Raw genomic sequence first — 26243 nt, forward strand, 5'->3', positions numbered from 1 at the left:
ACCCAATGGATGACGGTGGGGGCGGGCCGCAGCGTTGCGGCCCGCAGGCAATCAGAGCTGGGCCATGAGATTTTTTATAACCTGATCCAGATCCCGTGTAAAGCCGCTTTCCTTGCGTGCGATGGGATCCCCTGCGTCGCAGGCGTCCACCACAAGGGCGTCGTAGGGCAGGGTGCCGAGGAAGGGGATACCCGTGGCCTTGGCTGTGGTCTCGCCGCCGCCAGTCTTGAACAGTGCGATGCGTTTTCCGCAATGAGGGCAGTCAAAGGGCCCCATGTTTTCCACAAGGCCTGCGATGTCGAGGTTCACGGTTTTGCAGAAATTGATGGATTTGCGGACATCCGCAAGGGCCACTTCCTGGGGAGTGGTCACCACGATGGCCTTGGCCTCGGGAACACTCTGGACCACGGTGAGGGGCTCGTCGCCGGTGCCCGGAGGGGCGTCGATGATGAGAAAATCCAGGGTTCCCCACTCCACGGAGGTAATGAACTGCTGGATCATACCGGATTTGGCGGGGCCTCGCCAGATGACAGCCTGATCACGATCCTGCATGAGGGACTGCATGGAAATGACGCCCAGGTTTTTGCCGCCATTGGCGGGAATGAGGCGTTTGGCTTCGGATACGTCGAGAAGACCGGAGAGTCCCATCATCTGTGCGATGCTGGGACCATGCAGGTCCACGTCCATCAGGCCGACCTTAAAGCCTTTTTCCGCAAGGGCCACAGCCAGGTTGGTGGCCACAGAGCTTTTTCCCACGCCGCCTTTGCCGCTCATGACAAGAAACTTATGGCGGATTTTTCCCAAAGACTCCCGCATCATGGCTTCTTTTTCATCGCTGGGGTTCTTCTTTTTCTTCTGCTCTGGCATTTTTTCATGGATCATGTTTTTTCTCCCACCGTATTCACGGTTGCACACAGGTAAGCATCAAGGCATTGACCGTTTCTAAAAAAAGTGGCGGAAGACTCCTGGCATTGCGGGGAGGAGCCCGCTATTTTTTTAGAAGTTTCCGCCCCCTGTCTCCCGGAGAGGCGGAACAGGGCATACGGCTTAGGGTTTTATTGCCTCGTTTCGGAAGCGTCAATAGAATTGTTTTGGGATATGGCTCATTAATCCGAAAAGGCCACAGCCCGGACATGTAAGGGCAGCCGCAAGATAAGGTGTCAGCAGGGGAAGGCAGGGGGATGTCATGGCAGAAGAAAACGGTCGGCTCCGATACCAGGCAGGACTTCCATATACCGGATACGGAGTCTGAAGGCATGGTCTCCGCTTTCAATGGCCCATATGCGAGGGGCTTTGCTGAGCGAGGTGAGGGCATAGAGGGGGACGCCTCTGTGGATGCGCTCCATGCGCAGGATTTCACCCTGGGCATCCAGAACAAGGCGGGCCCGCAGGTGACGTCCCTCGTGCAGCAAAAATACATCCGGAGCTTCGGAGACAACGGCAGTCCATGGGGGCAGAGGAAATTCACCCGCCAGAAGATGGGTGAATTCTTCCATGCTGAGGGCAAGTCCCAGAGTTTTCCGGGTCAGGGTTTCAAGGGAGCGGGTTTTCTGCTCTTTACCCGTTTCGGCTTCGCGTATCTGAACAAGGCCAGGAGTTGCCAGCATTTCAAAAAGTGGGGTTCCCATGGGGGAGAGAGCTGCCAGGCGGAGGCCCTGGCCTTTTGAGACCAGGCCTGCCAGCTGGAGACTTCCGCCCGGTGGAATGGCGTCCGGAAGGGTGAGCACGGCGCGGGTTGTAAAATGATCGGGAATCCGGGGTTGCGTCTGGAGGGCGGAAGGCAGCTTGCCCGGATCCAGGGGAGTGGGGCGGTGAAGTCCGCATCCTGGCGCAAAAACAGAAACTGCCAGCAGGGCCCAGAGGATCTGGATACTTCGGTTAGGGAAAGGGAAATGGGAAAGAAGGTTCAAGGATTCTGACTCCCCGTTGCCTGCTGCGGATCTGCGAGATTTTTCAGTTTTTCCAGCACCACGGGATCTTCTCTGAAGAAGAGGGATTTCTCATAGGCTTCCCGGGCGGCCTGGATGTCGTCAAGGTGGTGATATACATCCCCCAGATGTTCCAGGATGGTGGGATCCTCAGGAAGAAGGCGAGCGGCCTGTTCCAGATAGGGGAGGGCCTTTTCCGCTTTACCCTGTTTGAAATAGACCCAGCCCATGCTGTCGGTGATATACCCGTCGCCGGGCTTGAGATGCATGGCCCTGCGGATGAGCATTTCCGCTTCGTCCAGCCGGGTCCCCATTTCCGTGAGGGTGTAGCCAAGGTAGTTCAGGGCATTGGCATGATCCGGATTCTGACTGATGAGGATCTCCATCTGGGTGATGGCTTCCTCCTTTTCTCCCATTTTATCGAGAACAACCCCCAGTCTGTACCGGGTATGCGGATCTTCGGGATCCTGTTCAAGGCTGTTTCGGAAAATGTCTGAAGCCTCTTGCAGACGCCCGGCTTCTTCATAGAAGGCGCCGAGATAGAGCCGAAGCGTGGGCTCTTCGGGGTTGGCGGCAAAGGCGGCTTCCAGCATGGCAAGCCCCCGTTCCACTTCCCCGGCCTGCTGATCCATGTAGGCAAGGTGGACAACGGCCTTGCGATAAACGGGGTCTCTGGGATCAATGGAAAGATAATGCCTGCGTGCTTCTTCCAGCATGCCCGCCTCTTCATAGGCCAGCCCGAGGGCATAGCGGATTTCTGCATTTTCAGGGTCACCGGATAAGAGTCCCTGAAGGAGAAAGATAGCGTCCCTGAAACGTTTGTTTTCCATAAAAACGGAAAAAATACGACGGACTGCGGCTTCCCGGAGTTCATCCTCTGCGGCCAGGGAAGCCATGCGGGTGAGGGCGGCTTCCTCTTGTCCCATCTGTCTCAGAAAAAGGGCAAAATCCGTAAGCACTTCTACGGAAGCCGGATCCATCTCAAGCAGCTCTTCGTAGGCCCGGTGGATCCGACTGACCATGGGGTTGTTCTTCTGGGGGGGCATGAGGATTCTTTTACCTGTTTCCAGGTGATCCACATCTTCAAGCAGGGGATTGAGCGCCAGAACCTGCTTGCGCAGCCGGGGGGAAGGAGGTCCGGAATGGCGGACTAAAAGGGCATCCAGGGTGTCGCCTGCCTGGATCTCCACGGAAAGGGAGCGGGTGAGCTTGTGATTAAGGATTTTGATGCGCTCCAGGTAGGGCTCCAGAAGCTGGGGCGCCATCTCAATGACTCTTTCAAAGTTTTCAAGGGCTTCTTCCGGTTTCCCCAGCAGGGAGAGCAATTGTCCGAGGTAATAGTATCCCGCATAATTCTCAGGATACTGAGTCACCAGGCTGCGGTAGATCTGTTCGGCTTGATGCGGTTTTTTCTGGGCCAGGTAGAGATTGCCGAGAATGAGGTAGATCCTTTCCCGGGTGGGGTCCAGGCGGATCACCTCTTCATAGATGGGAATGAGTTCCTGGATGTCCTGCTCCAGCATCTGGCGGATACCGGCAAGGACAATGAGGGTGTCAGGATCCCGGGGATCCAGTTCTCTGGCCCGTTCAATGGCTTGAAGCGCAGCCCTGGGCTGTCCGGCGCGTACGAGAAGGGCGGCCAGCTCCCGCTGGAGAAAGGGAGACTGGGGGTCCAGGGCAGCAGCCTGACGGAGAAAGCCAATGGCTTCCAGAGGGCGGTTGCGATTCAGGCGGATCTGGGCTTCCGTAAAGTAATAATAAGGGGATTCCGATGCCCTGGGTCGCTGTATGACAACTTCTTCGGGCATCTCCGGAGGAAGGGGCTGATGCTGGGCAGGTTCATCCTGCTCCGGAATCGTTGGGGAAATTTTTGCTGTGCATGCAGGGAGAAGAAAAAAGAACAGAAGCACAGAGGCAAGGTGCAGAACCTTTTTCCCGGAATCCGGGCAGTTTGTATGGAAATTACGATGGCGCAGTAGTTTTTGCATACTTTGAAGATCTGCTTTCATGGATTCGTTTTTTTTTGGGGGGCCGACTTGCCCGGACAAAGGGCAGACCGGGCGCATGCCTCAGAATTCAGAGAGCATCGGAGGTGTATACATCAAAATCAGGAAGCTCTTTCTGGAAATAGGTCTGCATTTTCTTGATGATGCCCTTTTCAATCTGCCGGACCCGTTCCCGCGAGATGCCATAGGCCTCGCCGATTTCCTGGAGGGTCACGGGTTCATCGGAAAAAATTCTTTTTTCAAAAATTTCAAGTTCCCGTTCATTGAGCTGGGAAGTGAATGCTGCGATTTTATCGTGAAGCATATTCTCGATCTGCTTGCGTGCCACCTCATCTTCTGCGGAGGTGGCCTCGGAGCCGAGAAAGGACATGCGGTCGGTTTCCGAGTCTTCCCGGACCGGCGCATCCAGGGACAGATCCCAGGCATCCAGGCGCTGGTCCATGTCAATGACTTCTTTCTGGGAAACGCCCAGGCGATCGGCCAGAAGTTTGGGTTTGGGATCAAAGCCCTGGTCAATGAGATTCTGTTTTTCTTTTTTAAGTTTGAAGAAGAGTTTGCGCTGCCCCTGGGTCGTTCCGATTTTTACAAGACGCCAGTTGTCCATGATGAATTTGAGGATGTAGGCCTTGATCCAGAAAGAGGCGTAGTAGGAAAACTTAACACCCTTGTAGGGGTCAAATTTGCGCACAGCCTGCATGAGCCCGATGTTCCCCTCCTGGATGAGATCCAGGAGGTTCTGCATCCAGACGCGCTGAAATTCAAGGGCGATTTTCACCACAAGCCTCAGATTGGCTGTGGTGAGGATATAAGCGGCTTCAGGATCATTGTCTTCCTGCACCCGACGGCCCAGTTCCACTTCTTCTTCACGCGTAAGGAGCTTATATTTACTGATTTCGGAAAGATAGCTCTGAAGGGGATCAATTTTGGCAAGGGCGTTGGCAGACTCTTTTCTGGGTACGGGAAGGTTTCGGTTGGAAGGGGATTTTTTTTGTGCGTTTTTTTCTGTCATGGTGGCATTTCCCGCTGACTGTTGAGCTTTGGGTATAGGCCCGGATCGGAGTTTTCGGAATCCATTGAAGGAGGCTGGTCCGGTTGCCAGAATGGGTATCATCCCATGCCTGCATGCGGATGTAAACCGTACAGCGGATAATGGCTGGGAGAACTGGGCGGCTCCTGAGCCTATCTTTTTTTAATTGTTGCATTTTTTTGTTTTGCATTTTTGATCTTTCCCCATGGGAGAGGCTCGCTTCTGGCATGGAAAGGGGGATTAAGGATTTTTTTTGAGGATACGATGCGCAAAAAATCTGTTGTAAAGAGCATTTTTTTGCTGGACAAGGCAGGCCCCCTCTGCTAGAAAGCGTTTTCGTTATGCGCCAGTAGCTCAGCTGGATAGAGCAACGGACTTCTAATCCGTAGGCCGGGAGTTCGAATCTTCCCTGGCGCGCCATGCGCCTTGAAAAATGGGGTTTTCGAACCTTATTCATAACAGATGGGCGGGAATAACTCAGTGGTAGAGTGCAACCTTGCCAAGGTTGAAGTCGCGGGTTCAAATCCCGTTTCCCGCTCCACATATATTTTTTGTCATACCCTCCCATATGCGGGAATAACTCAGTGGTAGAGTGCAACCTTGCCAAGGTTGAAGTCGCGGGTTCAAATCCCGTTTCCCGCTCCATCCGCATTAAAAGCCTTCTCTTCGGAAGAAGGCTTTTTTATTTCCAGGCCCCGTAGTCAGCCCATCTGAATCCGGCGAGATCGGTTTTTTTCATTCCGCCTCTTCAGAACGGAAGACCTTGGCCGCTTCCACGGCCCGCTCCCAGCCCCGGCAGCGTTTCAGAGCCTCTTTTTTGGGCATCTCCGGCGTAAAGGTCTGAAGGCTTCCTTCCCTCTGAAGTTCCTCTCGGTTTTTCCAGAAGCCAAGGGCCAGTCCCGCAAGGTGGGCCGCACCCAGGGCCGTGCTTTCCACAGAGCCGGGTCGGTCCACGGGAATGCCGAGGATGTCGCTCTGAAACTGCATGAGAAAATTATTTTCAACCGCCCCGCCGTCCACCCGAAGCCTGGGAATGGGGATGCCCGCATCCTTTTCCATGGCAAGCAGCACATCCCGGCTCTGGTAGGCTAAGGATTCCAGCGTGGCGCGGATGAAATGCTCCTTTTGCGTACCCCGTGTGAGCCCGAAAACCGCACCCCGTGCATCCGGATCCCAGTGGGGGGTACCCAATCCCACAAAGGCGGGCACCACATAGACCCCTGCTGTGTCCGGAACGCGACGGGCATAGTCTTCGGATTCCGAGGCATTCCGGAACATGCGCAGGCCGTCCCGCAGCCACTGGATGGCAGAACCTGCCACGAAAACGGAGCCTTCCAGGGCATAGGTCACTTTGCCCTCCACCTCCCAGGCGATGGTGGTGAGCAGCCCGCTCTGGCTTTTAACGGCTTTCTCTCCGGTGTTCATGAGCATGAAGCAGCCCGTGCCATAGGTATTTTTGGCCATGCCCGGCATGTGACAGCCCTGACCGAAAAGGGCGGCCTGCTGGTCTCCGGCCATGCCGGCGATGGGCAGCACATGACCAAAGAGGGTTTCCGGAAGGGTGTGGCCGCAGATGCCGGAAGAAGGAACAATACGGGGCAGCATGGCTTCCGGAATGCCGAGGATGTCAAGGAGATCCCTGTCCCAGCCTTTGGTGTGGATGTTGCACATGAGGGTACGGGAGGCATTGGAAAGGTCGGTGACATGGCTCTTGCCGCCGGTCAGCTTCCAGATGAGCCAGGTGTCGATGGTGCCAAAGAGGATTTCTCCCTTTTTGGCCCTTTCCTGTGCGCCCGGAACCCTGTCAAGGATCCAGCGCACCTTGGTGCCGGAAAAGTAGGGATCCAGAAGAAGGCCGGTGCGCTGCCAGAAAAGGGGTTCATGGCCTGCCTTCCGGAGTTTTTCGCAGATGTCCGCACTCTGTCGGGACTGCCAGACAATGGCCCTGTGGATGGGCCTTCCCGTTGTCGGATCCCAGATCACCGTGGTTTCCCGCTGATTGGTAAGGCCTATGCCCGCAATGCTTTCCCCGCTGACTTCGGGTTTTCCCAGCATTTCCGCCACAACGGCCTGCACTGAGGCCCAGATTTCCATGGCATCCTGTTCCACCCAGCCGGGCTTTGGAAAATGCTGGGTGAATTCCTTCTGGGTGATGTGGAGAATCTCGCTCTCTTTATTAAATAAAAGGGCGCGGGAGCTGGTGGTTCCCTGATCAATGGCAAGGATGTGGGGTTTTTCGCTCATGAAAACTCCGTGAAGGCAGGAGGGGAAGACGGCGGGCAGGGGCCTTTTTTAGATTCAGCAGTCAGAAAACAAAAAAAGCCCCGGAAAAACTTCCGGAGCTTCCCTGAAATTTCTTTTGTGGCGCGCCCGGCACGACTCGAACGTGCGATCTTCGGCTCCGGAGGCCGACGCCTTATCCACTGGGCCACGGGCGCAACAGACGACTAATTAGAAGAAAGGCCTTCGGCTGTCAAGGAATTTTATGGGAACGGAGGAAGCAAGGGGGGCCTCTGAAGAAATAACGGGATTGCACGCATGGGTGGCGGGTCTTCTCCCTTTCCTCTGAAGGTTTTGTGTGAGAAAGAAGAAAGGGAGGCCCAAGGCCGGGCCAGGTATTTTTTTGAATGTCATTATTTTGAAAGCATGAGCCCTCCCAATGGAAAAAACACCCATAGAACTTCTGGCCCCGGCAAAGGATCTTGCCACAGGCCTTGCCGCTCTGCACCATGGTGCGGATGCCGTATATATCGGAGCCGACCGTTTCGGCGCACGGGCCGCCGCAGGCAACTCCATGGCGGATATCGAGGCCCTCTGCCGTCATGCCCACGGCTTTCATGCAAGGGTCTATCTCACCCTCAACACCCTCTTCCATGACAGCGAGCTGGAGGCGGTTTCGGTTCTCGTCCGTGAGGCCTGGAATGCAGGGGTGGATGCCCTCATCGTGCAGGATATGGCCTTTCTGGAGATGGATCTTCCTCCTTTTCCCCTGCATGCCAGCACCCAGATGCACAATATGGATGCAGAACACATCGCCTTTCTCGAAGCCGCAGGTTTTTCCCGGGTGGTGCTGGCCAGAGAGCTGGATCTTGGTGCCATCTCCCGTATCCGGGAGAAGAGCTCCATTGCTCTGGAGGCCTTTGTCCATGGGGCCCTCTGCGTGAGCCATTCGGGGCGCTGCTGGATGAGCCTTGCCATGGGCGGCCGAAGTGCCAACCGGGGCGTCTGCGGTCAGCCCTGCCGCCTGCCCTGGAATCTTGTGGACGAAGGGGGAAGGCTTCGTGCGCAGGATAAGCACCTGCTTTCCTTAAAGGACATGGATCGTTCAGGCGGGCTTGTTTCCCTTCTTGAGGCCGGGGTGACTTCCTTTAAGATTGAGGGCAGGCTCAAGGACGGGGCTTACGTGAAGAATGTCACGGCCTTTTACAGAAAGGCCCTGGACGGGGCCCTGGAAAACTGGAAAAAGGGCAGGCCCGCCTCCCATGGCAGATGTACCTTCTCCTTTACGCCTGATCCCAGAAAAACCTTTCATCGGGGAGCAACGGAGTATTTTCTTTCCGGAAAAAGGGGGGATATCAGCCATATGGATACGCCCAAATCCCTTGGGGAGCCCCTGTGTCCCATCCAGGGCCTTGAGGGGGCTGTTCTTGTGCTGCAAAGGGAGGCGGATCTTGTGCCAGGCGACGGGCTCTGCTTTGTGGATGTAAAGGGCCGGATGCGGGGACTTTCCGTGAACCATTATGAGGGGAAAAAAATAGGGCCTTCGCCCGGTTCCCTGAGTGGTCTTAAGTCTGCGGATGTGGCGGGCCGTATGCTGTACCGGAATCTTGATGTCCGGTTCCGCAGGCTTCTGGATTCGGAAAAAAGCGGGGTGCGCAGGCTGCCCGCAGCCCTTTTGTTCCGGGAGGAGAAGGGGACGTTTTTTCTGGAGATGCGGGATCTTTCTTCGGGTCTTCATGTGACTGTGGGCTTTGAGGGGGAGGCTGAACCTGCCAGAAATCCGGAAACCGGCCGGGAGGTGATCCGGCGTCAGCTGGAAAAGCTCGGGGATACGCCCTTTATCGCGGAAGGGGTGGAAGTGACGGCGGGGAGCTGGTTTTTCCGGGCCTCGGATCTCAATGCCCTGCGCCGCAGGGCGGTGGCAGCCCTCTGGGAGCTGCGTGAAGCTTCCCATGAAAGGGGGTTCCGAAGGACACCTTCTCCGGGTTTTGATTCCTTACCTTATCCGGTGAGGGTGCTGGATGCCTCTTTCAATATCCTCAATGATCTGGCAAGGGCCTTTTACGAAAAACATGGCGCTGAGGTGCTGTCCATGGCCCATGAGAAGGTGGGGATCAGACCCGGAGACCGGGTCATGACCACCCACCACTGTCTGCGCTATACCTTTGGGGCCTGTCCCCGCCACCATGGGGGAGAAAGCAGGGAGAACTGGCGGCTGGAGACAAAGGGGCTTGCCTTTACCCTGGTGTTTGATTGTGCTGCCTGCAGGATGCAGGTTTTTTTGCCTGAAAAACCACAGGATGTGGGTTTGTAAAGATTTTTTTATGATCTTTTTTTCTTCTTTTTTTGAGACCTTTGAGGGCTTTGGGAAGATTCGGAATGCACCTTTCCTGTTGGCTGCAGGGGGACACTTTCTTTTCTCGAATAAAGGAAGAGGAGGAGGCCGCAGAGAAAAAAGGGCAGACTCAGGATTTGTCCCATATGAACAGGAAGGTTAAAGGCCGTTTGCTGGGTCTTGAAGATTTCAAGAAAGATTCTGGCCATGGCCGGGGCCATGAGGGCAAGGGAGGTGAGTCGCCAGGGGATTTTTCCGGCTCCTTTTTTCCAGGTGAGAAAAAGGAGCAGACTGCATCCTGCATAGGCCAGAGACTCGTAAAGCTGTACGGGGTGTCTGGGAAGAAGGTCTACGTGGGTGAAGACCACCCCCCATCCGGACCGGATGGGAATGCCCACCAATTCGGAATTAAAGAAGTTTCCAAGGCGGATAAGGGCAGCCCCCATGCAGCCTGCCACCACAAGGTGATCTGCAAGCCAGGAAAAGGGAGTTTCCCTGTGTTTTCGGCTGTGGAGGTAGAGGGCCAGGAAAAGCCCCAGAATGCCGCCATGGCTGCCAAGCCCCCCTTCCCAGATTTTAAGAATTTCCAAGGGGTTGCTTAAATAAAAAACCGGATCATAAAAAAGGCAGTGGCCGAGGCGGGCACCGATGATGACGCCTGCCATAATGCGATACAAAAGGGGCTCCAGGGCCTCGGGGTTCTTGCCTTCTTTTTTATATACGTGCTGCATCCAGATCATACCGCAGATAAAGGCGGACGCAAAAAAAAGCCCATACCAGCGGATGCTCAAAGGTCCGAAACTGAAGAGAACGGGGTCTGCACTCCAGATTATGGGTGTTGGCACGGGGATGCGCCTCCATAGGTGTTGGTGTGAATTTTTTCACGCATGAGGCTTTCTTCAGGGTGCCCCTTCAGGGTTTCTGCTCCATAGCCAATGGCAAGGATGGCCAGAACTTTCATACTTTCCGGGATGCCAAGGATTCGGCGGGTTTCTTCCTCAGAGCTGATATGGTCGCTGAACAGGCGTTTTCTCACCTGAACCCAGCAGCTTTTAAGCCCTATGGATTCTGCCGCAAGCTGCATGAAGATCATGGCGATGGAGGCGTCTTCCACCCACACATCGCAGCGCTTGGGATCCGCAATGACCACCACGCCCAAGGGGGCTCCGTTGAGAAAGGAGGCGCCATGGGGTTTCACCCGGGACAGTTTGGCAAGAAGGGCAGGCTCTGTCACAAAGATGAATTCCCAGGGGTTGAGATTCCGGGAGGAAGGGCTGCGCAGGGCGGCTTCCTGAAGAAGAAGGATTTTTTCCTTTTCAATGGGCTGGTCCAGAAACCTTCGGATACTGCGGCGTTTGCGAATAAGGTCCATGAACATGGGTATTCTCCATTGTTTTTCCGGTTTGGATATGAAAAAGGACAGGGACATGAGAGACTTGGGGAACCTCAGGCTTGGGGGACGTTTGGGATTCCGTGGCAGAGGATGTAGGAAATCTGCGGGCTTTTTGTCAAGGAGGGTTTTTTTCTTTTCATATAAGCAGGCGGAGGGGTTTAAGCCCTGAAATCCTGAAGGCACCAAGTGAAAAGAATCTCCCGCTGGGCGGTAAGGCCTTGGGGGAGGAGATGCCTTCGGCCTGAGGCTCTGGCTTTTGATTTTTTGTGAAAAAAAGGCGGGTGCATGCCGATGGAGCTGACTCTTGATGGCATTCCTGTGGATGTCACATTCAAGAAAATCAAAAACATGCATCTTAAAGTGCATGCTCCCGAAGGGCGGGTGACGCTTTCCGTTCCTCTGGGTATGGGATCGGAGGATGTGCGCAGTTTTGCCATGTCCCGCCTGGGCTGGATCCGGAAAAACCGGGAGAAAATGCGGGCCCGGCCAAGGGAGATCTGCTATGGCTATGAGGAGGGGGAGAGGCATTTTTTCTGGGGGATTCCCTGTGTGCTGAAGATCTGTGAAAGCCCCAAGGCTGCCACGGTGATTCTGGATGGCGATAAGGTGCACCTCCAAGTGCGGCCTGGTGCGGGGAGGAGGCAGCGGGCCGCCTGCCTGGAGGCTTGGTCCCGAATGATATTGCGGGAGGCCGCCCTTCCGCTCCTTGCAAAATGGGAAGCCCGGATGGGCGTGAAGGTGGAAAGGCTTTTTATCCGGCAGATGAAAACCCGCTGGGGTAGCTGCAACTGGCGGGCGGGTAGCATACGCCTGAATACGGAGCTTGTGAGAAGGCCTGTGGGATGTCTTGAGTATGTGATTGTGCATGAACTGGTTCATTTGCTGGAGCCCTCCCACAATGCCCGGTTCAGGGCTTTGATGGATGCGTTTCTTCCCCAGTGGAAGTCCCTTAAAGTGCTTTTGAATCAGCCTTTGCAGGCGCAGGAGGGGATGGAGAGGCTGTCTGTACTCTGTCCAGGTGATGTGTATTCGGAGCCATGAAAGGAGAGAATGGATGAAAACGCGCATTACGGAAAAGCTTGGAATTCAGCATCCCATTGTCCAGGGAGGGATGCAGTGGGTGGGAACGGCGGAGCTTGCCGCAGCGGTTTCCAATGCGGGTGGGCTTGGTATTCTCACGGCCCTTATCTCTCCGGATCCGGAATCCCTTGGCCGTGAGATCGAAAGGCTTTCGTATATGACGGCTAAGCCCTTTGCCGTGAACCTCACCCTGCTGCCGACCCTGAAACCGGTTCCTTACATGGAGTATGCACGGATCATCGTGGAAAAGGGGGTGAGGATTGTGGAGACCGCAGGGAGAAGTCCTGAGGAATTTCTGCCCCTTTTCAAAGATGCGGGCATCACGGTGATCCACAAATGCACCTCCGTGCGTCATGCCCTGAAGGCCCAGAAAATGGGCTGCGACATTGTGAGTGTGGATGGCTTTGAGTGCGCAGGTCATCCGGGAGAAGAGGACATTCCAGGTCTTGTGCTTCTGCCTCTGGCTGCAGATCAGTTGGAGATTCCCATTCTTGCCTCAGGGGGTTTTGCCGATGGCCGCGGCCTTGTGGCGGCCCTGGCCCTGGGGGCCGATGGGATCAATATGGGCACCCGTTTTCTTGCAACCCAGGAAGCGCCTGTGCACCCCAACATCAAAGAGGCCCTTGTGAATGCCAACGAGCAAAAGACGGCTCTGATTTTCAGGACTCTCCATAATACGGCAAGGATATTCAGAAACCGCCTTGCCGAGGAGATCATGGCCCTGGAAGCCAGGGGAGGCGTGACCATTGAGGAGCTGGCCCCCCTGGTGGCGGGAAAACGGGGGGAAAAGGCTCTGAAAGAAGGGGATGTGGACGGGGGGGTATGGGCGGCGAGTCCCGTTGCAGGCCTGATCCGGGATATTCCAACGGTCAGGGAGCTTATGGATCGCATCATTGCTGAGGCGGAGACGCTGATTCAAAAGCGCCTGATTGGTCTGGTGGGCTCCCTGCCCTGATAGGGAGGGGAGGCTTCGTTTTGTGATTTTCAGAGCGCGTTTTTTTTCTTCTTATGCCTTGATATTTCAGGAAGGTATGGGCTAAGGTTTTTTCCATAACGCTGTCTGGCTTTCCTGGCCTCCATGCGTTCCTCTGCTCCGAGCCCGGAGACCTAAAAGGCGTCGGCCCGCCTCATGGCCTCGGGACGGGGTGCAGCTGGAAACGGTTGCGCCACCCTGCTGGAAAGGAGTTTTTCCCCAAGGCCGGTCTTTCCCCAAGGAAAGGAGGATCGCCATGTCCGATCGCATCCTTCGCATTGACATGACTTCCGGATCCGCAGTTTTTGAACCCGTCCCCGAAGCCTGGGCAGGCCTCGGAGGCCGGGGACTCACCTCGGCCATTGTGGCTGCGGAAGTCCCTCCCACCTGTCATCCCCTTGGTAAGCAGAATAAGCTTGTGTTTGCGCCAGGGCTTCTTTCCGGCACTCGTGCTGCCAATTCCGGCCGTCTTTCCGCAGGCGCCAAAAGTCCCCTTACCGGCACCATCAAAGAGAGCAATGCCGGAGGTACCGCCGCCCGGATGCTGGCCCTCATGGGGATCAAGGCCATCATTGTTGAGGGCATGGCGGAGGACAAAAAATGGTTCGGCATCCATGTTTCCCATGACAAGGTGCGCATTGCGCCCACAGATCTTGGCGGGCTTGGAAATTTTGCCCTTGTGGAAAAGCTTGGCGCTCAGGAAGGGGAAAAGGCAGGAGTTCTGTCCATCGGCCCTGCCGGAGAAATGCGCATGGCGTCTGCCAATATTTCGGTGAAAGATCCTCAGGGGCGGGTGCGGAGTCTCGGACGCGGCGGACTTGGGGCTGTCATGGGTTCTAAAGGAGTAAAATACATCTCCATTGACCCGGGTAATGCGCCAGGCATCACCTATGCCCATGAAGAGGCCTTTAAGGAGGCCGCCAAGGTTTTCGCCAAAGCCCTTACGGATCATCCCGTCAGTGGTCAGGGCCTTCCCACCTATGGCACCAATATTCTTTTGAATGTACTCCACGAAGCCGGAGGGCTTCCCACCCGGAACTTCCGGACAGGCAGCTTTGACGGGCACGAGGGGATTTCCGGAGAAACCATGCATGCCCGCATTGAGGCCCGGGGTGGTGCGGGTCGGGTGCGCCATGCCTGTCATCCTGGTTGTCTTATCCAGTGCTCCCAGGTTTATCCGGACAAAGAGGGCAAGGTTCTCACCAGCGGTTTTGAGTATGAGAGCATCTGGGCCATGGGGGCCAACTGCGCCATTGATGATCTCGACAGTCTGGCTGAGGCGGATCGCATGCTTGACGACCTGGGTATGGACACCATTGAGTTCGGCGTTACCCTGGGAGTTGCCATGGAAGCGGGTCTGCTGCCCTTTGGTGACGCTGCGGGGATGCTGCGCATTCTGAAAGAGGATATTGCCACGGGATCTCCCCTGGGACGGCTTTTCGGAGCCGGAGCCGCCTGTCTTGGCAAGGCCTATGGCATGCGCCGGGTGCCTGTGGTCAAGGGGCAGGCCATTCCCGCTTACGACCCGAGATCCGTGAGGGGCATGGGTATTACCTATGCAACATCGACCATGGGGGCGGATCACACCGCAGGCTACACGGTGGCCACCAATATCCTCAATGTGGGCGGCAGTGTGGATCCCCTTAAAAATGAGGGGCAGATGGAATTGTCCCGTAATCTTCAGATTGCCACGGCCGCCATTGATTCCACAGGACTCTGTCTCTTTGTGGCCTTCCCCGTTCTGGATATTCCCGAAGCCTTCAATGCGGTGGTGGACATGCTCAATGCCCGTTTCGGTCTTTCCCTCACGGGCGATGACGTTTCTTCCCTGGGGAGCAGTATCCTGAAAATGGAGCGGGAGTTCAATCGCAAAGCCGGATTCAATGAGGCTTCCGACAGGCTTCCGGAGTTTTTCAGCGAGGAAACCCTGCCACCCCACAATACCATCTGGGATGTGAGTGACGCGGAGATGGATACTTTCTGGAATTTTTAACCCACATCGTCCTTTGTGAGCCGATGTTTTTGCGGGTGCCTCGTCATTTCGGCAGTAGGGGGCACCCGTTTTTTCGTGGGAGAGGTACCATGGAAATTCAGATCCGGCTTTTTGCCGGTTTCCGGGAAGGCCGTTTCCGGGAAAGAGCCATGGCCTGGGAAAGGGGCATGACCCCCCGCAGGCTGGCGGCTTTTCTCGAGATTCCCATGGAGACCGTGGGCATTGTCTTTGTCAATGGCCGTCATGCGGACCCGGATGCCCCGCTTCTTGCGGGCGATGTCCTTTCCCTTTTTCCCCTGGTGGGGGGTGGGTGATGGATGTGAAAGACTGGCTTCAGGACAAGGGGGAGGCGGGGATTCTCTCCTTTGAAAGACAAGAGGCGATGCAGATCCTTTTTAACCTGGATGCCCGGATGGCCGAAGGCAGGATTCTGGATGCGGGGCTCATGCCGGAACGCTATGCCCGCAATCCCTGGAATGCGGCGGATCAGAAAAGGCTCCATGGCAGCACCCTTGCCGTTGTGGGTTGCGGTGCGTTGGGTTCTGCCCTGGTGGAGCAGTTTCTCCGTCTGGGGGCGGGAACCCTTAAGGTCATGGATCCCGATGTCTTTTCTCCTTCCAACCTCAACCGTCAGATCTTTCTTACCCGGGAGGACCTGGGACGATCCAAGGTAGCGGTGGCGGCTCAAAGGGCCCAGGCGGTGAATCCTGCGCTGCGCTTTGTGCCGTTTCAGGCTTTTTTCGGAAAAGATTCGGCGGAGACTTTTTTAGAGGATGCGGATCTGGTGCTGGACGCCCTGGACAATATTCCTGACCGCCTTTTTCTGGAAAAAATCTGTGGCGAGAAGGATCTTCCCCTGATCCATGGCGCCGTGTCCGGATGGGCCGGGCAGGTGGGGGTGGTGCTTCCTGGCTCGGGCCTTCTGGACGGCATTTACAAAAGTTCTGGAGGTGGGGGTGGCGGAGCGGCGGGAAATCCTGTGTTCGGGGTTTTTGCCACAGCGGCTCTGCAGGCGGCCCTTGCCTGTCGTACCCTGCTTGGAAAGGAGGGCGGGAGCGGAGAAAGGCACTGGTTTCTTGATTTTTTAGGGCCGGAATGGGTGGCCATGGACTGAAGGGGGTTTCAGGAAAATAAAAAGGGTCTGAGGTTTTCACCTCAGACCCTGATCTTTATTTTGGTAGCGGGGGCTGGATTCGAACCAACGACCTTCGGGTTATGAGCCCGACGAGCTACCAGACTGCTCCACCCCGCAGCAACGAAAAACAGAATACAGATCCTGCTCTTTAAAGTCAAATTCTTTTTTTAAATAAATCGTTTCCATTTTATGTTTTTTCCAGATGCTCCCGGATTTTCTGGCAGAGGGCGTCTGGGGATTCCCCTCCGGCCAGGGGAACGAGGAGCTGTTTCTGCCGGGAGCTATGGCCGGAAACAAGACAGAGGGAGGAGGGCGGCCGTCGGATCATTTTTGCGATGAACTGGATGCAGGCCTCGTTGGCGGCCCCGTCCACGGGCGGAGCCTTGATGCGGATTTTAAGCGCATTGCCGTGCAGCCCCAGGATTTCGTTTTTGGAAGCCTTGGGCTGCACAAAAAGGGCAATCCGAACGCCTTCCTTGCAGAGGGAAAGAAAATCCGCCATGGGCTTTCAATCCTATGCCACTCCGAGGGAGACCCGGATGTGGTTTTTTAAGGTTTCATAGTCCCGTGTCACAGGAAACTGGGGGTAGTCCGCCACCACATTGTCCGGAGGCTGGAAGAAAAAGCCGAAGTCAGCGGCTTCCAGCATACCCACGTCGTTGTAGGAATCTCCGAAGGCCAGCACCGTATAGTCGAGGCTTTTCAGGGCATGCACGGTTTTGCGTTTGGCATCTTTCTGGCGCAGCCTGTAGTTTGTGATCTGGCCATCTGCGGCCACTTCCAGTTCATGGCAGAAGAGGGTGGGCTGGTTCAGTTTTGCCATGAGGGGGGCTGCAAACTGTAAAAAGGTGTCGGAAACCACGATGAGCTGACTTTTTTCCCGGAGCCAGCCGACGAAATCCGCAGCACCGGGCAAAGGCTCCATGGTGGCAATGACGGCCTGAATGTCCTGAAGTTTCAGACCATGGGCGTCCAGCACCTTGAGGCGATGGGTCATGAGCTGGTCATAGTCGGAAATATCCCTTGTGGTGAGCCGCAGCTCCTCAATGCCTGTGCGCTCGGCCACATTGATCCAGATTTCCGGAATAAAAACGCCTTCAAGATCCGAACAGATGATATGCATGACAGCTTTCTCCTGGGATGGGTGGGTTGATAGGCACGCTTTTCCACATGGGGTTTATGGTCTGCCGTTGGCGCTGGGATCTTCAATGCGGATGAGTACGGGATCCCGGCAGACTTCGGGCAGGGCCCGGATTTCCTCAAGGGCCCTGCACATGTCGGCTTCTCTGGCGCGGTGGGTCATGAAGACCAGGGGAACGGCATCGGAAACGTGGCGTTCTTTCTGATGGACACTCATGATGCTGATGTTGTGCTGGCCGAGAATGCCGGAAACCCTGGAAAGCACGCCTGGACGATCCGCTGCGGCCACGCGGAAGTAATAGTGGGTCCGGATTTCGGATATGGGCATGACGGGAATTCTGCGGATGCTGCCGGAAAGATAACCAAGGGCCGGAAGGCGGGAGCCATCGGAGCGACCCATGTCCCGGGCGATGTCCGCGAGATCCGCCACCACGGCACTGGCCGTTGGCATCATGCCCGCTCCGTGGCCGTAGAGCATCATTTCTTCCACAGCGTCACCGTAAACGCTGACAGCGTTTAAGGATCCATTCACCTGAGAGAGGAGGCAGTCTGTCGGGATCATGGCCGGATGGATGCGGGCTTCCACACGATCACCGTGATTTTTGGCAATGGCAAGAAGCTTGATGCGGTATCCAAACTGATCCGCATAGAGGATGTCCATGGCTTCGATGCGGGAGATACCCTCCACATAGACGCCTTCAAAATCAATTTCCATGCCAAAGGCAATGGCCGCGAGAATGGCAAGCTTGTGGGCTGCGTCAAAGCCTTCAATGTCAAGGGTGGGGTCGGCTTCGGCAAAGCCCTTGGCCTGGGCCTGGCCCAGGGCTTCCTCAAAGGAGAGGCCAAGACGGGTGATCTCGGAGAGGATATAGTTGCAGGTGCCGTTGAGGATGCCGGTCATGGCGGTGATCCGGTTGGCCACAAGGTTTTCCCTTAAGGTCTTAATGATGGGCATGCACCCGCCCACACTGGCTTCATAGGCGATGGTGACACCCTTGGCCGCAGCTTCGGCAAAGAGGCTGTTGCCGTCCAGGGCCAGGAGCTTTTTGTTGGCCGTGACTACATGTTTTCCTGCCTGGATGGCCCTTTGGATGACATCCTTGGCAAAACCGACGCCGCCCACCATTTCCACCACCACGTCAATCTCGGGATCTGAAAGAATTTCGGAGGCATCGGTGGTGAAAACCCCTTCGTCAAAGGTGACAGAGCGTTTTCTTTGGGTATCGGTGTCCGCCACTTTTTTCAGGACAAGTTCCATGCCGAGGCGATCTCTGAGAAGTTTCTGCTGGCCCAGAAGGATGCGGGCGACGCCTTCGCCTACGGTGCCGCATCCGATCAGGCCGATCTGCATCCGTTTCATCAAAACTCCAGTGGGGTAAGGGGTGATGCCGGGGGGCCTTTGGGCTGTATTCCGTATCCGCAGGGCACAGGCAAAAGGTCCGGGGCCGGATAAAAAGGCCCGCCGGTTTCAGGCTAACTACAATAGCTTATACGTAAATGTCAAAAATTGTTTTGACTTTAAACGGTTGCAGGGGTAATTTTTCAAGGTTTTCATATCTGTTTTTGCTGGCGGGAGCAGGATGGGGAAGGCACCTATATCCCAGGTTTCAAAGGGCAAAAACAGAATTTTTGACTATGCCGTTTCTATTATTTTTATGGATCAACCTGCAAGAGGATTTCCATGACCAAACCCCTGACCTATGCGGATGCCGGTGTCGATATCGATAAGGCCAACAGCCTTGTACAAACCATCAAAAAGCTTGCCAACAATACGCCGCGATCCGGAGTGATGGGAGAAATCGGCGGATTTGGAGGTCTTTTTTCCCTGAACCTGGGAGAGATCAAAAGACCTGTACTGGTCAGTTCCACCGACGGTGTGGGCACGAAGCTCAAGATTGCCTTTATGATGCAAAGGCATGACACCATCGGTATCGACCTTGTGGCCATGTGCGTGAACGACATTCTGGTGCAGGGAGCCAAGCCCCTTTTCTTTCTCGATTACTTTTCCATCGGAAAACTGGAAAATGAGGTGGCTGCTGCTGTGATCCAGGGGGTGGCCGAGGGCTGCCGTCAGGCCCAGTGCGCCCTTATTGGCGGAGAAACGGCAGAAATGCCGGGGCTTTACAGCGATGGCGAGTATGACCTTGCGGGTTTTGCCGTGGGGCTTGTGGACAATGAGAAGATCATTGACGGATCTTTCATCCGGGGCGGGCATCAGTTGGTGGGCATTGCCTCCAGTGGCGTACATTCCAACGGGTTTTCCTTGGTGCGCAAAATCTGTTTTGATACCCTGGGCCTTACCGTGGATTCTCCTGTGGAAAGTCTCGGGGGCACCCTTGGCGAGGTGCTGCTCACCCCCACCCGGATTTATGTGGACTCCGTTCTTTCCCTGATCAAGGATCAGCCGGTTCATGGTCTGGCCCATATCACCGGCGGCGGCATCACGGAAAACATTGTCCGTGTTCTTCCCCAGGCCTGCAAGGTGCGTATCCGAAAGGGAAGCTGGAACATCCCGCCTGTGTTCACCTTCCTCCAGGAGGCGGGCGGAGTTGAGATTCATGAGATGCACCGCACCTTTAACATGGGTATCGGCATGATTGCGGTGGTGCCGGAAAACGCCACAGCGGATGTGATGGACCGTTTGCGTATTCTCGGAGAAAAGGCCTTTGTGATCGGCGATGTGGTGCAGCGGCAGGGGGATGAACCCCAAGTGGCCTGGATCGACTAGAATTTTTGTGTGCAATACGGATGACCGGGATCCGCCTTGGGCAGGATTGCCGGTCATTTTCATTTTGAAAGGTAGAGAATGCGTATTCTGGGAATCGAATCTTCCTGTGATGAAACCGCGGCTAGTGTTGTGGAAGACGGGATTCGGATACTGAGCTCGGAAGTGGCTTCCCAGGTGGCGATCCATCACCGCTACGGGGGCGTTGTGCCGGAGCTGGCTTCCCGTCGCCATGTGGAGGCCATCTGTCCTGTGGTGGAGGCGGCTCTGATGGGCTGTGGCATGAAAGTCAGGGATCTGGATGCCGTGGCTGTCACCCAGGGGCCGGGTCTGGTGGGAGCCCTTCTGGTGGGGTTTGGGTTCGGAAGAGCCCTGGCCTTTGGTGCGGGTCTTCCCTGTGTGGGGGTGAACCACCTTCTGGGCCATGTACACTCCGTGTTTCTGGAGGCGGACAGAAAGCCACCCGTCTATCCCTTTGTGGCCTTGGTGGTGTCCGGCGGTCACACAGCCCTTTACCATGTACCCGATCCCCTGACCCTGCGGCTTCTGGGGCAGACACGGGATGACGCTGCAGGAGAAGCCTATGACAAGGTGGCCAAGCTGATGGGTCTGGGGTATCCCGGTGGCGCGGTGGTGGATGGTATGGCTGCGGAAGGCAGGAGCGCCGGTATTTCCTTTCCCCGAGCCTTTCTCGATAAGGAGGGGCTTGATTTCAGTTTCAGTGGTCTCAAGTCCGCCGTAGCCCGCTATCTTACAGAAGACGGAGGAAAAACACCCAGGGTGGATATTGCAGCTGCCTTTCAGGAAGCCGTGGTGGAGGTGCTGGTCACCAAGGCTTTCCTGGCTGTGAAAAGGATGGGATGCCGGGATCTCATCATTGTGGGGGGCGTGGCGGCCAACCGGGGCCTGAAACAGAGGGCTGGGGAGGAGGCCCGACGTCAGGATGTCCGCCTGCATGTGCCCTCGCCTTCCCTGTGCGGAGATAATGCCGCCATGATTGCGGCTGCGGGGTATCATTATCTGAAGGCCGGAAAAATGCTGGCCCTGGAAGGGGATGTCTTTTCCAGGGCCACGGATCCGGAGCGTCAGGGGGTTCTTCATCGTTGAATCTTAAAAAAAATGTTCCATACCTCTGGAGGGCATGATCACCCAAGGGGTACCGCAGACTGAATGGTTTTGCGGAATTTGAGATAATCCTCTGCGCTTTTTTCCGGTGCTTCCATCATGGGCAGATGACCGATTCCCTCCATGAGAACACGTCTGGAGTTGGGAAGGAGCTCATGGAGCAGATCCGCATTGCCGGGATGCAGCACCCGGTCTTTGTTGCCCCAGACAATGAGGCTTGGGATATCCAGCCCACGGATATCCTCTGTGATGTCATGACTTTGAATGTCGGTGAATACCTGTTTTTCGATGCTGGCGTTGGCCATACGTTCCCTTGCGATGAGTTTGAGAAAGGCCTTGGGCGTGAAGGGGGGCTTTTCCATGACAAGGGAAACCAGGGCTACGACATCTTCTTCCCTCTCGAGAACCAGGGGATTGAGAGCCTGGGGATTTTTTTCCAGTTCTTTCCAGATATCCGCCACGGGCCCTTTCCAGAGTCCTCCGGGTGCCAGAAGCCAGAGGCTTTCCACACTATCCGGGTATAGTTGAGCATACACAAGGGCGATCTGTCCGCCCATGGAATTGCCCCCAAGATGCACCTTGGAAATTCCTAAGGCCAAGGCGAGTTCATGCAGCCGTTTTGCCTGTTCTGTGGGCGTGTAAGAAGCCCCTTTGGGTTTGGCGGATTCCCCGAATCCCGTATGATCCGGAATGATGACCCGGTAGTGGGGGGTGAGGAAGCGGGCGATGCGTGTGAAATTGTCCTTGTTGGCACCAAAGCCGTGGAGAAGCATCAGGGGTTCTCCCTGCCCACCTTCAAGAAAAACGTAGTGCAGATCCCTTCCAAAATGGATTTCCTTTCGCACAAGACCTGCCTGCTTACGTTCCGCGTCGAGGGCGAACATGAGGACCTTGGCGGGAAAAAAATGGATGAAAACAAGAAGACAGGTGACAAGGGCTGCCACGGCCAGCAGAATGAAACGCAGGGCTTTCAATTTCCAAACTCCTTTACCCAATCATGGATGGGTGGGGTGGGGTCCATGGTTTTGGGATCCGGTTGACCCTTGCCCCGTGAATACGTATATTTAGAACCGTGAAGATTTTTAATGGACCACTTTGCCCGGATTATTGTGCAAAGGATTCAGAAAAAATGGGAGGTTCCATGCTGCCAGCCATTGATTCCGGAGTTCAGGCCATGAAAGCCATTGGCACCCGTTTTTCCGTCACAGCCCACAACGTGGCCCATGCCAGTACCGATGGCTTTCTTCCGAAGAGAGGCCTCCTTGTGGAAGGACAGAAAGGCGCTGGACCTGCGGTGCAGATCCAGTCCAGGGAGATTCTGTCCCCATCTTTGCCTGCCTTGTCAGAAGTCCGTCCGGAACAAGAATCCCTGACACTTCCTTCCCAGACCGATCTTGGGGTGGAGATGACTCACAGTATCCGGGACACCAGAGCCTATGGGGCCAATGCCCGTCAGCTCCGCACGGCCGATGACATGCTGGGAAGTCTTCTTTCCATCAGGGAATGATTTTTTCGCTTCTTCGGTTTTCCATCCGTCCCGTTTGCTCGGATATGGAACGATAATCATAGTAATTGGTTGTGCCTCCGCCCCGGGTATTCCCTCCGGGGCGGTTTGTGTTTTTGCGCCAGGTGGGATGGTTGATTTTTTTCTGCTCTCGGATTTCATAGCCTGGATAATTGGCGCGATTGGCGGGTGGCGTCCAATCCGGGCTGGGGTGCCGAGGGATTTCTTGGGCAGACAGGATGGCAGGAACAAGAAAGAGCGACAAGGCCTGTATGGCCAGGATGCGGAGGATATGCTTTGTATGGATATGCATGGGCTTTCTCCTTTTCGGAAGGGAGCTGCGTGCAGATCAGGCATTTTTCTGTTCGACGGTATGGACTTTTTTCTTTAAGAATAAAAAAAGCCCCAGGTCTTGTTTCGGTTGTTGAACGCAGGGGCTCTTTGGTATTGGCTGAATTTTTGCATATTTTCTGTAAAGCTGGCTGCGGATACACAACATCAGAAAACCGGCCGAAAATCAACCCATACCTTTTTTCTTTGATGGAAGGGTGGTCATGCCCCTGAGTATTATGTGGATTCCTGAAAACACACAGAGCATACCCCTTTTGTCTTCCTTTCTGGATCCGGAAAAGGTTGAGCTTCTGGTATACCCTCCCGGAAGTGCGGAGCCCTTTGCCTGGAATGCGGATCTTGTGATCTGGCAGATGCCCTCGGATCCTGGATTGGCGAAGGCTCTGATCCACCGTGTCCGCAGTCTTTCTTCCCAATGCGACCTTGTGATCCTTGGGAAACCGGAGCAGGAAGAGGACATGCTTTTTTGCATGGACAGAGGGGCTGTGGATCTTCTTTTTCTGCCCCTGAGATTCCAGGATGTGAGGGCGCTTTTGCGTCGCCATGGGCAGCGCAGGCAAAAGGATCGGGAGCTGCGTCGGTTGGAAGGTTTTTTCCACAATGCGCCCTGTTATATCACCATACAGGGGAAAGAATGCAACATTCGCGCAGTGAATCGTCGATTTGTCCAGGATTTCGGAGTGAAGGTGGGGCTGCCTTGCTACATGGTGTACCGGGATGATCCTCAGGTGCGGTCTGCACCCTGTCCCAACTGTCCTTTGAAAAAAAGCATCCAGGACGGGGCCATGCACCAGTCTGAAATGGTGATGACGAACCGGAGAGGGGAAGAGGTGCGGCTTCTTGTCTGGACAGCGCCCATCCATGATGAAAACGGTTCCTTTCAGGAAATCATGATGGTGAGCACGGATGTCACCAATTTCCATAAGGAGAGGGAGCATCTTTCCCACCTCGGTCTCATGATCAGCACCCTGTCCCACAGCATCAAGGGGCTTCTCACGGGCATGGACGGGGGGCTTTATCTCATGAGCTCCGGTTTCCGTAAAAAAAGTACGGAAGAAATGGAAGAAGGCTTTGAAGCGGTTAAGCACATCACAGCCCGTCTGCGCAGTCTGGTGCTGGACATCCTGCTCTATGCGAAAGACAGACCCCTCGACTGGGAGCGTGTGGATGCTTTGAGTTTTCTTGAAGATGTGTTTCAGACCATGGCCCCCCGCATCCGGGTGCAGGGGATACATTTTGTCTCCTCATTTGATTCCGGTCTTGATTTTTTCGAGGTGGATGCGGGGATTTTCAGGACAGCCCTTATCAATCTTCTGGAAAACGCCCTGGATGCCTGTGTGTCGGATACGGAAAAAGAAGGTCACCGCATTGAAATGTTCGGCCGGGAATCGGATGATGGCAATGAAGTATACATTGAGATCCGGGATAACGGGGTCGGCATGGATGAAGAAACCCGAAGGCGCATGTTCACCATCTTTTTTTCCTCCAAGGGCCGCAGCGGAACGGGCCTGGGGCTTTTCATCACCAGCCGTATCATTCACCAGCACGGCGGGTCCATCCGGGTGCAGTCTGCGCCTGGAGAGGGCACAACCTTTGTCCTTTCCATGCCCAAGATCCTGGGGGATACGGCCAGGGGAAGCCGTGCCCTGTCTTCCTGAACTGGAGTCCTGAAAAGCGTACTTTTCCATTTTTGTCCGAAAATTCAGTCTTGTTCAGAGGCTTTCTGAATGGGATTGGTCCCTTTCCCCTGTCCTGATTTTTTTTGACGCAGAATATCCAGAAAAGTCCCTTCCTCTGCCATCGTTATAAAAAGATCACGCTGAATTTTTCCCATGGGTTTTGGAAATCAAGGGCAGCCCCTGAGGTTTAAAGAACCATGGCCCGTAAATTGCTTTTCTTCTGGCCTATCACGAGTGGCGTTTGCAGGGGAAACCGGATGGGGCTCTTCCTGCATCCCATCCAGCCGGTGGCCCTTCAAAGTCCATCGAACTTTCTGAGGAGATGCGCCGATGATGCATACTGAAAACATGAATGAAAATCTGACCGAAACCACAGCCTGGGACTGGCAGGTCGGCCTGCGTGTTGTGGCGGATCTGCACCAGTGGAAAGAAACCTACGGCTATGTGGAAGAACCTGTCATGGAACCCAACGGCGAAGAGGCCGCAGCCGTTGTGCGCGTGGATGAGGGCGAGTATTCCGTTGTGCGGAACGGGGATCTCTGGGAAGGGCGCTGGGACAGGATCTGGAAGCTTCGCTATGGGGCGGATCACCGTCTTTCCTGCCTGGCATCCGAAGTGGGGGCCTGGTCTGTGGTGGTGGATGGAGAGTCCTGGGAAGAGAGTTTTGATTTTCTCTGGTCTCCCCTGCAAAGTGCCGATGGCAGGCACATTGCCGTCTCGGTGCAGCAGGGGCGGCAGTATGGGGCGCTTCTGGACGGTGTGCCCTGGGAAAAGACCTTTTTCACCATCAACGATCTCGTCATGGCTCCCGGAGGCGATGCTGTGGCTGCCGTGGTGCAGACCGTGGCCCTGCAGGAAGGGGATATTGAAAAATTCCAGAGCGGCTGCTTCACCGTGGCGGTGAACGGGGAGCCCTGGCACCAGAATTTTGTGAATCTCTGGGATGTGCGTTTTTCTCCGGACGGAAATCACATTGCCGCAGCGGCCCGCTCCACGCTCTATGATTATACGGTGGTGGTGGATGGCAAAAGCTGGGGGGAGCGGTTTGACGGTGTCTGGGAACCCCTGTTTCTGAAGGATGGCCGGGTGGCGGTTCCTGCCCGCTCCGGAGGCAAGTGGCGTCTGGTGGTGAACGGGGAGCCCCTCTGGAATGAATCCTTTGTACAGCTCTGGCAGCTCACCGAACATCCGGGAACAGGAAGGCTTGCCGGGATCTGCGCCTCGGATTTCGGGAAATGGACTCTGGCGGATGGGGGACGGATCTGGAAGCAGAGTTTTGGGGATATGGTGATGGATCCTGTGTTCAGCCCCGATGGCAGACGTCTGGCCTGTACGGGGAAAAGAGATCAGCACTGGACCGTACTCTGTGAGGATACTCCCTGGGACTGCCGTTTTGAGCAGATCTGGGCTCCTGTGTTCTCCCCCGATGGGGAGCGTCTTGGATGCCGCGTTCGGCACAAGGGTGCCTTTGCCGTATATGTGGACGGAAAAGCCCTGGCTTCGGGCCTCGCCTTTGCCTGGGACCCTGTGTTCAGCCCGGATGGCAGACGTGTGCTGATCCGTGGCATTGGTGGCGAGGGCGCCCTTGCCGGTAAGATTTTCCGGGAAGTTCTGGAAATCGGATAGGGG

23 protein-coding genes, 5 tRNA genes and 1 riboswitch are annotated in these 26243 nt (G+C 55.5%); of the genes, 14 read left to right on the top strand and 14 right to left on the bottom strand.

All coding sequences use genetic code 11. From position 1 onward, the window contains the following. Positions 1 to 51: 51 nt before the first annotated feature. The 4 genes from RBR60_RS01945 to RBR60_RS01960 form a co-directional block, all read right to left on the bottom strand. The gene (locus RBR60_RS01945; RefSeq protein ID WP_320354023.1) at positions 52 to 882 is read right to left on the bottom strand and encodes an Mrp/NBP35 family ATP-binding protein; all 831 of its coding nucleotides are present in this window, start codon (positions 880 to 882) and stop codon (positions 52 to 54) included. A 302-nt stretch (positions 883 to 1184) separates the two neighbouring features. Next, a complete protein-coding gene (locus RBR60_RS01950) occupies positions 1185 to 1910 on the bottom strand; it encodes a hypothetical protein (protein WP_320354024.1) in 726 nt (241 codons plus the stop codon). Beyond that, positions 1907 to 3916, bottom strand: a complete 2010-nt coding sequence (locus RBR60_RS01955; RefSeq protein WP_320354025.1) for a tetratricopeptide repeat protein — start codon at positions 3914 to 3916, stop codon at positions 1907 to 1909. Before RBR60_RS01955 ends, RBR60_RS01950 begins: the two co-directional genes overlap by 4 nt. A gap of 88 nt (positions 3917 to 4004) precedes the next feature. Then, positions 4005 to 4943 (bottom strand): RNA polymerase factor sigma-32, encoded by a 939-nt coding sequence (locus tag RBR60_RS01960; protein WP_320354026.1) that lies wholly within the window; start codon positions 4941 to 4943, stop codon positions 4005 to 4007. Positions 4944 to 5304: 361 nt separating this feature from the next. On the opposite strand from RBR60_RS01960, the gene RBR60_RS01965 reads away from it, so the two are divergent. From RBR60_RS01965 to RBR60_RS01975, 3 genes are all read left to right on the top strand, one after another. After that, positions 5305 to 5381: transfer RNA gene (locus RBR60_RS01965), tRNA-Arg, on the top strand. A gap of 46 nt (positions 5382 to 5427) precedes the next feature. Beyond that, positions 5428 to 5502: transfer RNA gene (locus RBR60_RS01970), tRNA-Gly, on the top strand. A gap of 29 nt (positions 5503 to 5531) precedes the next feature. After that, a tRNA-Gly gene (locus RBR60_RS01975) sits at positions 5532 to 5606 on the top strand. Between the two features lie 90 nt (positions 5607 to 5696). Here RBR60_RS01975 and glpK read toward each other — a convergent pair. Continuing rightward, positions 5697 to 7205 (bottom strand): glycerol kinase GlpK, encoded by a 1509-nt coding sequence (glpK, locus tag RBR60_RS01980; protein WP_320354027.1) that lies wholly within the window; start codon positions 7203 to 7205, stop codon positions 5697 to 5699. A 118-nt stretch (positions 7206 to 7323) separates the two neighbouring features. Next, positions 7324 to 7399: transfer RNA gene (locus tag RBR60_RS01985), tRNA-Arg, on the bottom strand. Positions 7400 to 7620: 221 nt separating this feature from the next. Between RBR60_RS01985 and RBR60_RS01990 the strand changes: the two genes are divergently transcribed. After that, a complete protein-coding gene (locus RBR60_RS01990; RefSeq protein WP_320354028.1) occupies positions 7621 to 9495 on the top strand; it encodes a U32 family peptidase in 1875 nt (624 codons plus the stop codon). An 8-nt stretch (positions 9496 to 9503) separates the two neighbouring features. On the opposite strand, the gene lgt is transcribed toward RBR60_RS01990, so the two are convergent. Beyond that, on the bottom strand, positions 9504 to 10361 hold the full coding sequence (lgt, locus tag RBR60_RS01995; RefSeq protein ID WP_320354029.1) for a prolipoprotein diacylglyceryl transferase: 858 nt from the start codon (positions 10359 to 10361) through the stop codon (positions 9504 to 9506). Further along, positions 10346 to 10894, bottom strand: a complete 549-nt coding sequence (locus RBR60_RS02000) for a nitroreductase family protein (RefSeq protein ID WP_320354030.1) — start codon at positions 10892 to 10894, stop codon at positions 10346 to 10348. Before RBR60_RS02000 ends, lgt begins: the two co-directional genes overlap by 16 nt. A gap of 300 nt (positions 10895 to 11194) precedes the next feature. Here RBR60_RS02000 and RBR60_RS02005 point away from each other — a divergent pair, with 300 nt between their 5' ends. From RBR60_RS02005 to RBR60_RS02025, 5 genes are all read left to right on the top strand, one after another. Beyond that, positions 11195 to 11950, top strand: coding sequence for a SprT family zinc-dependent metalloprotease (locus RBR60_RS02005; RefSeq protein ID WP_320354032.1), 756 nt, complete (start codon positions 11195 to 11197; stop codon positions 11948 to 11950). A gap of 13 nt (positions 11951 to 11963) precedes the next feature. After that, positions 11964 to 12944, top strand: a complete 981-nt coding sequence (locus RBR60_RS02010) for a nitronate monooxygenase family protein (RefSeq protein WP_320354034.1) — start codon at positions 11964 to 11966, stop codon at positions 12942 to 12944. Positions 12945 to 13068: 124 nt separating this feature from the next. Next, positions 13069 to 13190, top strand: a riboswitch (molybdenum cofactor riboswitch). Positions 13191 to 13218: 28 nt separating this feature from the next. After that, on the top strand, positions 13219 to 14955 hold the full coding sequence (locus RBR60_RS02015) for an aldehyde ferredoxin oxidoreductase family protein (protein WP_320354036.1): 1737 nt from the start codon (positions 13219 to 13221) through the stop codon (positions 14953 to 14955). A gap of 89 nt (positions 14956 to 15044) precedes the next feature. Then, a complete protein-coding gene (locus RBR60_RS02020; RefSeq protein ID WP_320354038.1) occupies positions 15045 to 15269 on the top strand; it encodes a MoaD/ThiS family protein in 225 nt (74 codons plus the stop codon). Beyond that, positions 15269 to 16069, top strand: a complete 801-nt coding sequence (locus tag RBR60_RS02025) for a ThiF family adenylyltransferase (protein ID WP_320354040.1) — start codon at positions 15269 to 15271, stop codon at positions 16067 to 16069. The genes RBR60_RS02020 and RBR60_RS02025 overlap by 1 nt, the downstream gene beginning before the upstream one ends. Before the next feature lie 61 nt (positions 16070 to 16130). On the opposite strand, the gene RBR60_RS02030 is transcribed toward RBR60_RS02025, so the two are convergent. The 4 genes from RBR60_RS02030 to RBR60_RS02045 form a co-directional block, all read right to left on the bottom strand. Then, a tRNA-Met gene (locus tag RBR60_RS02030) sits at positions 16131 to 16207 on the bottom strand. 70 nt (positions 16208 to 16277) lie between these two features. Next, on the bottom strand, positions 16278 to 16592 hold the full coding sequence (locus RBR60_RS02035) for a DUF167 domain-containing protein (RefSeq protein ID WP_320354041.1): 315 nt from the start codon (positions 16590 to 16592) through the stop codon (positions 16278 to 16280). Between the two features lie 12 nt (positions 16593 to 16604). Then, positions 16605 to 17213, bottom strand: coding sequence for a bifunctional phosphoserine phosphatase/homoserine phosphotransferase ThrH (thrH, locus tag RBR60_RS02040; protein WP_320354042.1), 609 nt, complete (start codon positions 17211 to 17213; stop codon positions 16605 to 16607). Positions 17214 to 17267: 54 nt separating this feature from the next. Then, positions 17268 to 18590, bottom strand: coding sequence for a homoserine dehydrogenase (locus RBR60_RS02045; protein WP_320354044.1), 1323 nt, complete (start codon positions 18588 to 18590; stop codon positions 17268 to 17270). Between the two features lie 321 nt (positions 18591 to 18911). On the opposite strand from RBR60_RS02045, the gene purM reads away from it, so the two are divergent. Together purM and tsaD are read left to right on the top strand one after the other, a co-directional pair. Further along, the gene (gene purM / locus RBR60_RS02050) at positions 18912 to 19958 is read left to right on the top strand and encodes a phosphoribosylformylglycinamidine cyclo-ligase (protein WP_320354046.1); all 1047 of its coding nucleotides are present in this window, start codon (positions 18912 to 18914) and stop codon (positions 19956 to 19958) included. Between the two features lie 78 nt (positions 19959 to 20036). Then, positions 20037 to 21062: a tRNA (adenosine(37)-N6)-threonylcarbamoyltransferase complex transferase subunit TsaD gene (tsaD, locus tag RBR60_RS02055; RefSeq protein ID WP_320354048.1), complete on the top strand. Its 1026-nt coding sequence runs from the start codon at positions 20037 to 20039 to the stop codon at positions 21060 to 21062. 38 nt (positions 21063 to 21100) lie between these two features. Here tsaD and RBR60_RS02060 read toward each other — a convergent pair whose 3' ends face one another. Beyond that, positions 21101 to 22054, bottom strand: coding sequence for an alpha/beta hydrolase (locus RBR60_RS02060; RefSeq protein ID WP_320354049.1), 954 nt, complete (start codon positions 22052 to 22054; stop codon positions 21101 to 21103). A gap of 155 nt (positions 22055 to 22209) precedes the next feature. On the opposite strand from RBR60_RS02060, the gene RBR60_RS02065 reads away from it, so the two are divergent. Continuing rightward, the gene (locus RBR60_RS02065) at positions 22210 to 22587 is read left to right on the top strand and encodes a flagellar basal body rod C-terminal domain-containing protein (RefSeq protein WP_320354051.1); all 378 of its coding nucleotides are present in this window, start codon (positions 22210 to 22212) and stop codon (positions 22585 to 22587) included. On the opposite strand, the gene RBR60_RS02070 is transcribed toward RBR60_RS02065, so the two are convergent. Next, positions 22577 to 22897, bottom strand: coding sequence for a hypothetical protein (locus RBR60_RS02070; protein WP_320354053.1), 321 nt, complete (start codon positions 22895 to 22897; stop codon positions 22577 to 22579). The two genes, RBR60_RS02065 and RBR60_RS02070, sit on opposite strands and share 11 nt — an antisense overlap. Positions 22898 to 23138: 241 nt before the next feature. Between RBR60_RS02070 and RBR60_RS02075 the strand changes: the two genes are divergently transcribed. Together RBR60_RS02075 and tmcD are read left to right on the top strand one after the other, a co-directional pair. Next, a complete protein-coding gene (locus RBR60_RS02075; protein WP_320354055.1) occupies positions 23139 to 24593 on the top strand; it encodes an ATP-binding protein in 1455 nt (484 codons plus the stop codon). 351 nt (positions 24594 to 24944) lie between these two features. Then, positions 24945 to 26240 (top strand): electron transfer complex subunit TmcD, encoded by a 1296-nt coding sequence (tmcD, locus tag RBR60_RS02080; protein ID WP_320354056.1) that lies wholly within the window; start codon positions 24945 to 24947, stop codon positions 26238 to 26240. Positions 26241 to 26243 lie beyond the last annotated feature (3 nt).

It is taken from the genome of Desulfobotulus sp. (genome assembly GCF_034006065.1).
Lineage (GTDB): Bacteria > Desulfobacterota > Desulfobacteria > Desulfobacterales > ASO4-4 > Desulfobotulus.

Excerpts from the sequence above, each read along its gene's own strand:
- RBR60_RS02000 (WP_320354030.1), bottom strand. The coding sequence starts at position 10,894 with ATGTTCATGGACCTTATTCGCAAACGCCGCAGTATCCGAAGGTTTCTG.
- RBR60_RS01990 (WP_320354028.1), top strand. The coding sequence starts at position 7,621 with ATGGAAAAAACACCCATAGAACTTCTGGCCCCGGCAAAGGATCTTGCC.
- RBR60_RS02035 (WP_320354041.1), bottom strand. The coding sequence starts at position 16,592 with ATGGCGGATTTTCTTTCCCTCTGCAAGGAAGGCGTTCGGATTGCCCTT.
- tsaD (WP_320354048.1), top strand. The coding sequence starts at position 20,037 with ATGCGTATTCTGGGAATCGAATCTTCCTGTGATGAAACCGCGGCTAGT.
- glpK (WP_320354027.1), bottom strand. The coding sequence starts at position 7,205 with ATGAGCGAAAAACCCCACATCCTTGCCATTGATCAGGGAACCACCAGC.
- RBR60_RS01955 (WP_320354025.1), bottom strand. The coding sequence starts at position 3,916 with ATGCAAAAACTACTGCGCCATCGTAATTTCCATACAAACTGCCCGGAT.
- RBR60_RS02005 (WP_320354032.1), top strand. The coding sequence starts at position 11,195 with ATGCCGATGGAGCTGACTCTTGATGGCATTCCTGTGGATGTCACATTC.
- purM (WP_320354046.1), top strand. The coding sequence starts at position 18,912 with ATGACCAAACCCCTGACCTATGCGGATGCCGGTGTCGATATCGATAAG.
- tmcD (WP_320354056.1), top strand. The coding sequence starts at position 24,945 with ATGATGCATACTGAAAACATGAATGAAAATCTGACCGAAACCACAGCC.
- RBR60_RS02070 (WP_320354053.1), bottom strand. The coding sequence starts at position 22,897 with ATGCATATCCATACAAAGCATATCCTCCGCATCCTGGCCATACAGGCC.
- thrH (WP_320354042.1), bottom strand. The coding sequence starts at position 17,213 with ATGCATATCATCTGTTCGGATCTTGAAGGCGTTTTTATTCCGGAAATC.
- RBR60_RS02065 (WP_320354051.1), top strand. The coding sequence starts at position 22,210 with ATGGGAGGTTCCATGCTGCCAGCCATTGATTCCGGAGTTCAGGCCATG.
- RBR60_RS02045 (WP_320354044.1), bottom strand. The coding sequence starts at position 18,590 with ATGAAACGGATGCAGATCGGCCTGATCGGATGCGGCACCGTAGGCGAA.
- RBR60_RS02025 (WP_320354040.1), top strand. The coding sequence starts at position 15,269 with ATGGATGTGAAAGACTGGCTTCAGGACAAGGGGGAGGCGGGGATTCTC.
- RBR60_RS02015 (WP_320354036.1), top strand. The coding sequence starts at position 13,219 with ATGTCCGATCGCATCCTTCGCATTGACATGACTTCCGGATCCGCAGTT.
- RBR60_RS02075 (WP_320354055.1), top strand. The coding sequence starts at position 23,139 with ATGCCCCTGAGTATTATGTGGATTCCTGAAAACACACAGAGCATACCC.
- RBR60_RS02020 (WP_320354038.1), top strand. The coding sequence starts at position 15,045 with ATGGAAATTCAGATCCGGCTTTTTGCCGGTTTCCGGGAAGGCCGTTTC.
- RBR60_RS01960 (WP_320354026.1), bottom strand. The coding sequence starts at position 4,943 with ATGACAGAAAAAAACGCACAAAAAAAATCCCCTTCCAACCGAAACCTT.
- RBR60_RS02010 (WP_320354034.1), top strand. The coding sequence starts at position 11,964 with ATGAAAACGCGCATTACGGAAAAGCTTGGAATTCAGCATCCCATTGTC.
- RBR60_RS01945 (WP_320354023.1), bottom strand. The coding sequence starts at position 882 with ATGATCCATGAAAAAATGCCAGAGCAGAAGAAAAAGAAGAACCCCAGC.